The 6,818-nt window shown below is 63.1% G+C and carries 5 protein-coding genes, 1 tRNA gene, 2 rRNA genes and 1 pseudogene (1 of these 9 only partly in view); 5 read left to right on the top strand and 4 right to left on the bottom strand.

Features of this window, described 5'->3' with window-relative positions; all coding sequences use genetic code 11:
- The 3 genes from DT343_RS11595 to DT343_RS11585 all read left to right on the top strand — a co-directional run.
- A 23S ribosomal RNA gene (locus DT343_RS11595) occupies positions 1 to 397 on the top strand (it extends 2,384 nt beyond the left edge of the window).
- Between the two features lie 87 nt (positions 398 to 484).
- A 5S ribosomal RNA gene (gene rrf, locus DT343_RS11590) occupies positions 485 to 599 on the top strand.
- A gap of 88 nt (positions 600 to 687) precedes the next feature.
- A tRNA-Met gene (locus DT343_RS11585) sits at positions 688 to 764 on the top strand.
- A gap of 93 nt (positions 765 to 857) precedes the next feature.
- Here the strand turns inward: DT343_RS11585 and DT343_RS11580 are convergent.
- The 3 genes from DT343_RS11580 to DT343_RS11575 form a co-directional block, all read right to left on the bottom strand.
- Positions 858 to 1,136 carry a hypothetical protein gene (locus DT343_RS11580; RefSeq protein ID WP_112862629.1) on the bottom strand — a complete coding sequence of 93 codons (279 nt, stop codon included), beginning with the start codon at positions 1,134 to 1,136 and terminating at the stop codon, positions 858 to 860.
- A 209-nt stretch (positions 1,137 to 1,345) separates the two neighbouring features.
- Positions 1,346 to 1,507: a hypothetical protein gene (locus DT343_RS17515; RefSeq protein ID WP_181669186.1), complete on the bottom strand. Its 162-nt coding sequence runs from the start codon at positions 1,505 to 1,507 to the stop codon at positions 1,346 to 1,348.
- Positions 1,508 to 1,596: 89 nt separating this feature from the next.
- Positions 1,597 to 3,630 (bottom strand): TonB-dependent receptor, encoded by a 2,034-nt coding sequence (locus DT343_RS11575; protein ID WP_220116695.1) that lies wholly within the window; start codon positions 3,628 to 3,630, stop codon positions 1,597 to 1,599.
- Positions 3,631 to 3,969: 339 nt separating this feature from the next.
- On the opposite strand from DT343_RS11575, the gene DT343_RS17235 reads away from it, so the two are divergent.
- A complete protein-coding gene (locus DT343_RS17235; RefSeq protein WP_146756744.1) occupies positions 3,970 to 4,269 on the top strand; it encodes a hypothetical protein in 300 nt (99 codons plus the stop codon).
- 284 nt (positions 4,270 to 4,553) lie between these two features.
- On the opposite strand, the pseudogene DT343_RS11565 reads toward DT343_RS17235, so the two are convergent.
- Positions 4,554 to 5,209: pseudogene (locus tag DT343_RS11565) on the bottom strand (IS5 family transposase); the annotation flags it as partial.
- Between the two features lie 257 nt (positions 5,210 to 5,466).
- On the opposite strand from DT343_RS11565, the gene DT343_RS11560 reads away from it, so the two are divergent.
- Positions 5,467 to 6,768 carry a mechanosensitive ion channel gene (locus DT343_RS11560; protein ID WP_112863018.1) on the top strand — a complete coding sequence of 434 codons (1,302 nt, stop codon included), beginning with the start codon at positions 5,467 to 5,469 and terminating at the stop codon, positions 6,766 to 6,768.
- Positions 6,769 to 6,818: the final 50 nt, after the last annotated feature.

Below are 6,818 nucleotides of genomic sequence, written 5' to 3'. Positions count from 1 at the left end.
GTTTGGCACCTCGATGTCGGCTCATCACATCCTGGGGCTGGAGCAGGTCCCAAGGGTATGGCTGTTCGCCATTTAAAGTGGTACGTGAGCTGGGTTCAGAACGTCGTGAGACAGTTTGGTCCCTATCTGCCGTGGGTGTTCGAAGCTTGAGAGGATCTGTCCCTAGTACGAGAGGACCGGGATGGACATACCTCTGGTGTACCTGTCATGGTGCCAGCTGTGCAGCAGGGTAGCTAAGTATGGAATAGATAACCGCTGAAAGCATCTAAGCGGGAAACTAACCTCAAAACAAGGCTTCGCTGAGGATCGTGGAAGACTACCACGTTGATAGGCCAGGTGTGGAAGTGGGGCGACCCATGAAGCTTACTGGTACTAATAATCCGATCGGTTTGATCGTTTCTCAGCAAAACTCATTCGATGATTGCTCCTTGACCAGAGCAATCTCAGACAATGTCTTCTCATCATCCGCTGTCCCCCTGGTTGACCTGGTGGCTATGTCGGAGGTTCCCCACCCGATCCCATTCCGAACTCGGTCGTTAAGCCCTCCAGAGCCAATGGTACTTCGTCTCAAGGCGCGGGAGAGTAGGTCGCCGCCGGGTCTACCAGGCGGACAGCCGATGATGAATAAAAACCGCAACCGCGGTCCTTCTCGAAACCGTTCTTCCTTCACGATACACTACCGTTTGCCGCGGGATGGAGCAGCCCGGTAGCTCGTCAGGCTCATAACCTGAAGGTCGTAGGTTCAAATCCTACTCCCGCACCCAAAATAACAAAAAGCCCCACCGCACAAAGCCGTGGGGCTTTCTGCTGTCCGGCGAACAGATTTTGACGCGCAGAGGTCGCGATCCGGCAAAACCCTAATGCGGCGGCCACTTTAGCGTCAGGCCGATCCTGCGAGGCCGCAAAGGGGCGATGGCCTGGTCGTCCCGGAAGCGGAACGGGTCGCTATAGGCGAAGGTGTTGGCCCTTGTGTCGAACAGGTTGGCGACGAAGACGGTCGCGGTCCCCGCCAACGCCTTGACGCCCACGGCCGGTCTTCCGGTGTCGTAATCGCCCATTCGATATTGCTGACGTCCGTCGAACGTCAGGCGCGACGCGCCGACGTAGGAAAGGCTCCCGTCGGCAAGCGGCTCCAACGCTCTCCCAGCGGACGCAGCCAGCTGCAACCAAATTCGCCGAGGCCCTTGGCGCTCCGGGCAAACCCTCATCACGACAAGCATCAAACCACGCGCTGGGAGGTGATACGTGGGTCGGCAACAAGCCCGTTGGCGAAAAGCCCAAGCGTCTCAGAGGGACGATGGGCAAGCTAAGCCTAACATAGGCTCGGCACGCTGCTGCCGCGCGACTAGATTCTGCCGCTTCGCATGACAACGACCGCGATCAGCGTCAGGAAGACCATGGCTGCGGCCGCTATGGCGAGGGCCGTGATGCGAAAGGCGCCGCGTGTCGGCTTGTTGGGACGGTCCTCGTAGCCGATCGGGACTTTGCGGGGTTCTTTGTCGGTCATGGACGATCAACGCACGGAGGCGGTTCGCGTTCGCCGACGCGTGAGAGCCTTCGGCGCAACCAAGGCCGCGCCGAAGGCTCTTGATGTTCTCAGAAGCGGTAGGCGACGCCGACCCGAAGGTTGCGGCCGGGCAGGGGGGCGATGTCCTTGAGGAAGGACACGTGTTCGCGGGCTTCCTCGTCCGTCAGGTTCCGCGCCTCAGCGAACAGGGTGACGTTCTGCTGGGCGAAGGGACGGACGGCGACCGAGGCGTTGACCAGGGTGTAGTCGTCGGTCGGCAGTTCGAATTCATTGGCGACCCGGTCCTGCTCTCCGACGTGGCGAACCTCGGCGCTGGCGTCGAACCTGGTCGATGTCCAGGCCAGACGTCCGGTGACGGAGTAGGGCGGGATCCGCGCGGCAGGGCCGAAGTCCGTCTGGGCGTGGACATAGTCGGCCGCGCCTTCCAGCGACAGTTTGCGATCGCCGTCCTGCCAAAGCGCATAGGCGCCTTCCAGCTCGAAGCCATAGAATTTGGCATCGGTCTGGACGAAACGGTAGATCGGGAAGAACTCGTCCTCTTCCTCGAAATAGAATTGGTCGCCTGTCGGCCGTTCGTCGATGAAGCCGTTATACCAGGAGTGATAGACGTGCAGATCGCCGGTGAACCGGCCGCGGTCATAGTGGGCAGTGCCCTCCAGCGTCGTCACCTTCTCGGAGTTCAGCGTCAGGTCGCCGGTCTCGTAGGCGGCGGTGGCGATGTGAACGCCATCGGCGAACAGCTCGACCTCGCTGGGCGCGCGCTCGTTGTGGGCCAGGCTGAGGCCCAAGAACAGGCCGGCGGTCGGGCGGATGAAGGCGGCGGCGGACGCCGACCAGTTGTCGAACTCGCGCGTGACTTCGCTGGCGCCGCCGATGGGCGTGCCGCTGAGTTCGCGCCGGTCATAACGCAGGCCGCCCTCGAAGCCATGGTTGCCGAGGTCCAGACGCTGCACCGTATAGAGGCCGAGTTCGTCGATCTTGACGGAGGGCACGAAGGCCTCCTCGCCGATGGCCTCGAAGTTGCGCGACAGGGCCTGGACCCCGACGGCGCCGTTCCAGCCGTTGCGTTCGCGCTGAACCAGGTCCGCACGGCCTTCCCAGCCGTCGGAGTTGAAGATGGTGCCAGGCTCACCCACGGCCTCGAACTCGGTGTGGGTGTAGTCGGCATGGCCGTAGGAGCCGCGCAGGGCCGCGAAGGGGCCGCTGTCGAAACGGTATTCGCCGCGCGCGTCCCACCGCTTCTGGTTCAGCTTGATGAAGACCGATTCCTCGGCGACCGTGCCGTATTCGCTGTCGGTGTTCTTGTAGGAGACGCCGGCGAAGCCCTTGTCGCCGATGTAGGAACCGCCGACGCCCCAAGCTTCCAGGTCGGTATAGCTGTTGGGCTGGGTTCCGGTGTCTTCCCGCGCGAGGCCTTCGGCGGCGGCGCGCCTGGCGGAAATGGCCGGGGCCGGGATGTCATAGTCGTCGGTCTTGCGCTTCACCCCATCGACGTTGAAGGCGAAGTTTCCACCGCCGACGGTCACGCGTCCGAAGGCGCTGCGGCCGTCATCGACGCTGGAAGCCTGGGTGGAGACCACGCCGGACACGCCGCCCTCGGGGATTTCGGTGGGGATGCGATCGTCCAGAACATTGACCACGCCGCCGATGGCCGAGCCGCCATAGACCAGCGTCGCGGGCCCGCGGATGATCTCGATACGATTGGCCTCGGCCGGATCGGTGGCCACGGCGTGGTCGGGCGAGACAGAGCTCGCGTCGATCAGGCCGATACCGTTGGTCAGCACCTGGACGCGCGGCCCGCTGAGGCCGCGAATGACGGGTCGGCTGGCGCCAGGCGCAAAGTCGGTCGAACGGATGCCCGGACGCCCGCTCAGCATATCGCCGAGCGAGGCCGCCGGCGCCGTGGCCAGGGTCTGTTCGTCCACGACGTCCGTCGCGATCACCGAGGCCCGCTGGCTGATGCCATAGGGTGCGCCGGTGACGATGATATCGCCCAACTCCGCCGGGGCTTGCGGAGCGGACTGCGCGGCGGCGGCGCCTGCCAGAATCGTGGAGCCTGCCGCCGCCATGAGCAGGGATCGCGAGACGCTTGAGGGACGCATGGAAAAACTCTCAGCCTGGGGAGGAAGTGACTTGTTACGAGATAACGTCACATCGACTTTGCGCAATCAAGAACCCGACGACGATTTTGTGTCGGACGTGTCTTCGCGAGCATCGCGCGCCTGAGACGACGTCGTGGAATATTCTGGAGGAAAATGGCGCGCCGCAGTGGATGATGCTGAGAACTATTCCGTCGTCGTAGGCTGGGCAGCTTAAGCGCGAAACGCGCCAGCAGCGGAAATTACCACCTTGTCGAGGAGCAGACATCAGAGGAGGCGTCACCCGCCGAAGATCGAACCCCTTGTTGGCGCGTCTGTTCTGCCGTGGCACCCTGCTAGACTATGAAACGTATCCTGACCGGCGTTGCTGTTGCCACAATCCTGATCATCATCTGGCTGTGCGCCGTCTTTCGACCGAATGGCGATGTCGGGGCGTTTTTTCAGCACCCGGCGACAGCCGCGTGGATCCAGGCCGTTGGATCGATTGCTGCCATCCTCGCGGCCGTCTGGATTGATCGTGGCAGCGCACGTCGGGCAGCTCACCAGGAAGCTGGCCGTCAAGCGGCGGCCGTTGGCGATTGGACGCGGCTCTCAATCGATACACTGGAGGTTCTGCGGGAGACGCATCAGTTTCGTCGATAACGGCACCACCGGGCAAGCCGAGTGGTTGGAGTTGGGCCGGCTCGTCACCAATCAGAAGGCGATCGCGGACATGTATCTTCGCGATCGCCCGCCGTCTCCTGCGACCGGATGGCTCCTGGTTTCGCTGTCCACGTATCTCAACAGTGTGGCATTGGCGTTCAACGACCTCTTCAGCAAACAGGGCGACCCTGACGCTCAACGATCGCTGATCGAGACTAACTGGAAGGCGGGCGAGGCGGTATGGGCCGATTTCCGGGCGGGAAAACTAGATTTAGGCTCAGGACTCATAGCCAGAACAGCACGGTAGCGGCGAGGGCTATGGCGGACAGGAAGACGGTCGGACAGAGATCGTAGCGGGTGGCGACCCGCCGCCAGTCTTTCAGGCGTCCAAACATGATTTCGATCCGGTTTCGCCGCTTGTAGCGTCGCTTGTCGTAGCGGATGGGTTCGGTGCGGGTTTTGCGGCCTGGGATGCACGGCGTGATCCCCTTGGCCTGCAAGGCGTCCCGGAACCAGTCGGCGTCGTAGCCTCGGTCTCCCAGAAGCCACTGGGCGCGGGGCAGGCTGTCCAGGAGAGCGGCAGCGCCGATGTAGTCGCTGACCTGACCCGCTGTCATGAAGAGGCTGATGGGCCTTCCGTTCGCATCGGTCACGGCGTGAAGCTTGGTGTTCATGCCGCCTTTCGTGCGTCCGATCAGTCGCCCGAGACCCCCTTTTTTACCCGCAGGCTCGAAGCCGTGCGGTGCGCCTTCAGATAGGTCGCGTCGATCATGACCGTGCGGCGTTCGGTCTGAGCCCCGGACAGGCCCTCCATCATCCGGATGAAGACGCCAGCCTCACTCCATCGCTTCCAGCGGTTGTAGAGGGTCTTGTGCGGCCCGTAGGCCGCCGGCGCATCTCGCCAGCGCAGGCCGTTGCGGTTGACGAAGATGATCCCGCTCTGGTCGTTGGCGGACCACAGGTCTTTCAGCTCGTCGGTGTAGAGGCCTTTCAAATCTTCTGGCGTCGACATGGATGTTCCTGCTGGATGAGTTGATTGGATGTCGTGCGGACGTTCGGAAAGCCGCTTCGGCCCCGTTAGCGATGAGCCAACTATCCGTTCCGGCGAATCCTCTCGTTAGCGCCGGAACAAGAACAGGCTCGATCTTGTTAGGCCCACTGGAAACCCGCGCGATCAGCGTCAGGCCTGAGGGATGTATGCAAACGACAAACTACGAGTTCATCGGATGGGACGCGCTGCTCTATGAGTGGGCGCCCAAGGTGATCGGCGCTGTGCTGATCCTCATCGCGGCTTGGTTTATCGGCAAGGCCGTGAAATGGGCCCTGGCGAAGGGGATCAATCGTATTCCTGGCGCCGCCAAGGCGAGCACTAGTGACAACCCGAAGCACTCGGTCGGCGCCAGCCTGGGAGATGTCGCCTTTTGGCTAATCCTCTTGTTCGGTGTCGTCGCCGCCCTCGGCGTCCTGAACCTGGGCCAGGTCGTCACGCCCCTGAACTCACTGCTCACGCAGGTCGCGTCCTTCGTGCCGAGCGTCCTCGGCGCGGTCCTGATCTTCTTCATTGGGTTTGTAGTCGCGACTTTGGCCAAGCGAGTCGTCGAGGCTGCACTGCAGGCCGCCAACGCGGATCGCTGGCTTGAGAAGGCCGGCCTGACCAAGGCGACGGGCTCGACTGGCGTCAGCACCGCGATCGGCACCCTGGTGTTCGTCCTGATTCTGATCCCCATCACGATCGCGGCGCTGGAGCAGCTGGGCATCGAGTCATTGACGGTTCCGGCGGTTGCCGTGCTGTCGACTGTCTTGGCTGCGATCCCGCATGTTCTCGCCGCTGCCATCGTTTTGGCGGTGGGTTGGTTCATCGGTCGCTGGGTCGCCCAGCTGATCGAACGCATCCTGCCGGCGACTGGGTTCGATCGCAGCATCTCGAGCCTGACGGCTCTGACCGCCACGACTCAGGCGCCGGCCGCGCCGAAGCCGACCGCGGCTCCCTATGCCGGTGACGTGACACCGGCTACCGCAAGGGCTCTAGGTAGTGATGTGCCCAAGCCGATGACGCCGTCCAGCATCGTGGGCAAGATCGCAATGGCGGCGATCGTCGCCTTCACGGCGGTCGAGGCCGCCAAGCTTCTGCAGTTCGGCACGATCGCCGTGACGCTGCAGGAAATCCTGGCCCTGGCCGGACACGTCATCGTCGGCGGGATCATTATCACCGCCGGCGTGCTGATCGGCGGTGTCTTCGCCAACCTGATCAACAAGGGTACGGGCGGCGCCGATGGCTTCGCCTCCACCCTGGTGCGTTGGGCCACGATCGCATTGGCGACGGCCATGGGCCTTCGCTTCATGGGCATCGCCGACGATATCGTCCTTCTCGCCTTCGGCCTGATCCTGGGGGCGGCTGCGGTGGCGGCAGCGCTAGCCTTCGGGCTCGGCGGGCGCGACGCCGCCAGCAAGGTGGCCCAGATGTGGGCCGACAAGGTCACGAAGACCCCGCCCCAGTGAGACCCGCGGCCGACGATCGACGAGATCGCCGGCCGCATTCTTTTCCCCAT

Origin of the sequence: Brevundimonas vesicularis, assembly GCF_900445985.1 — a bacterium.
GTDB classification, from domain to species: domain Bacteria; phylum Pseudomonadota; class Alphaproteobacteria; order Caulobacterales; family Caulobacteraceae; genus Brevundimonas; species Brevundimonas vesicularis_D.
Note: the sequence above shows the minus strand (reverse complement) of the source record. Positions and strands in the feature narration are given on the sequence as shown.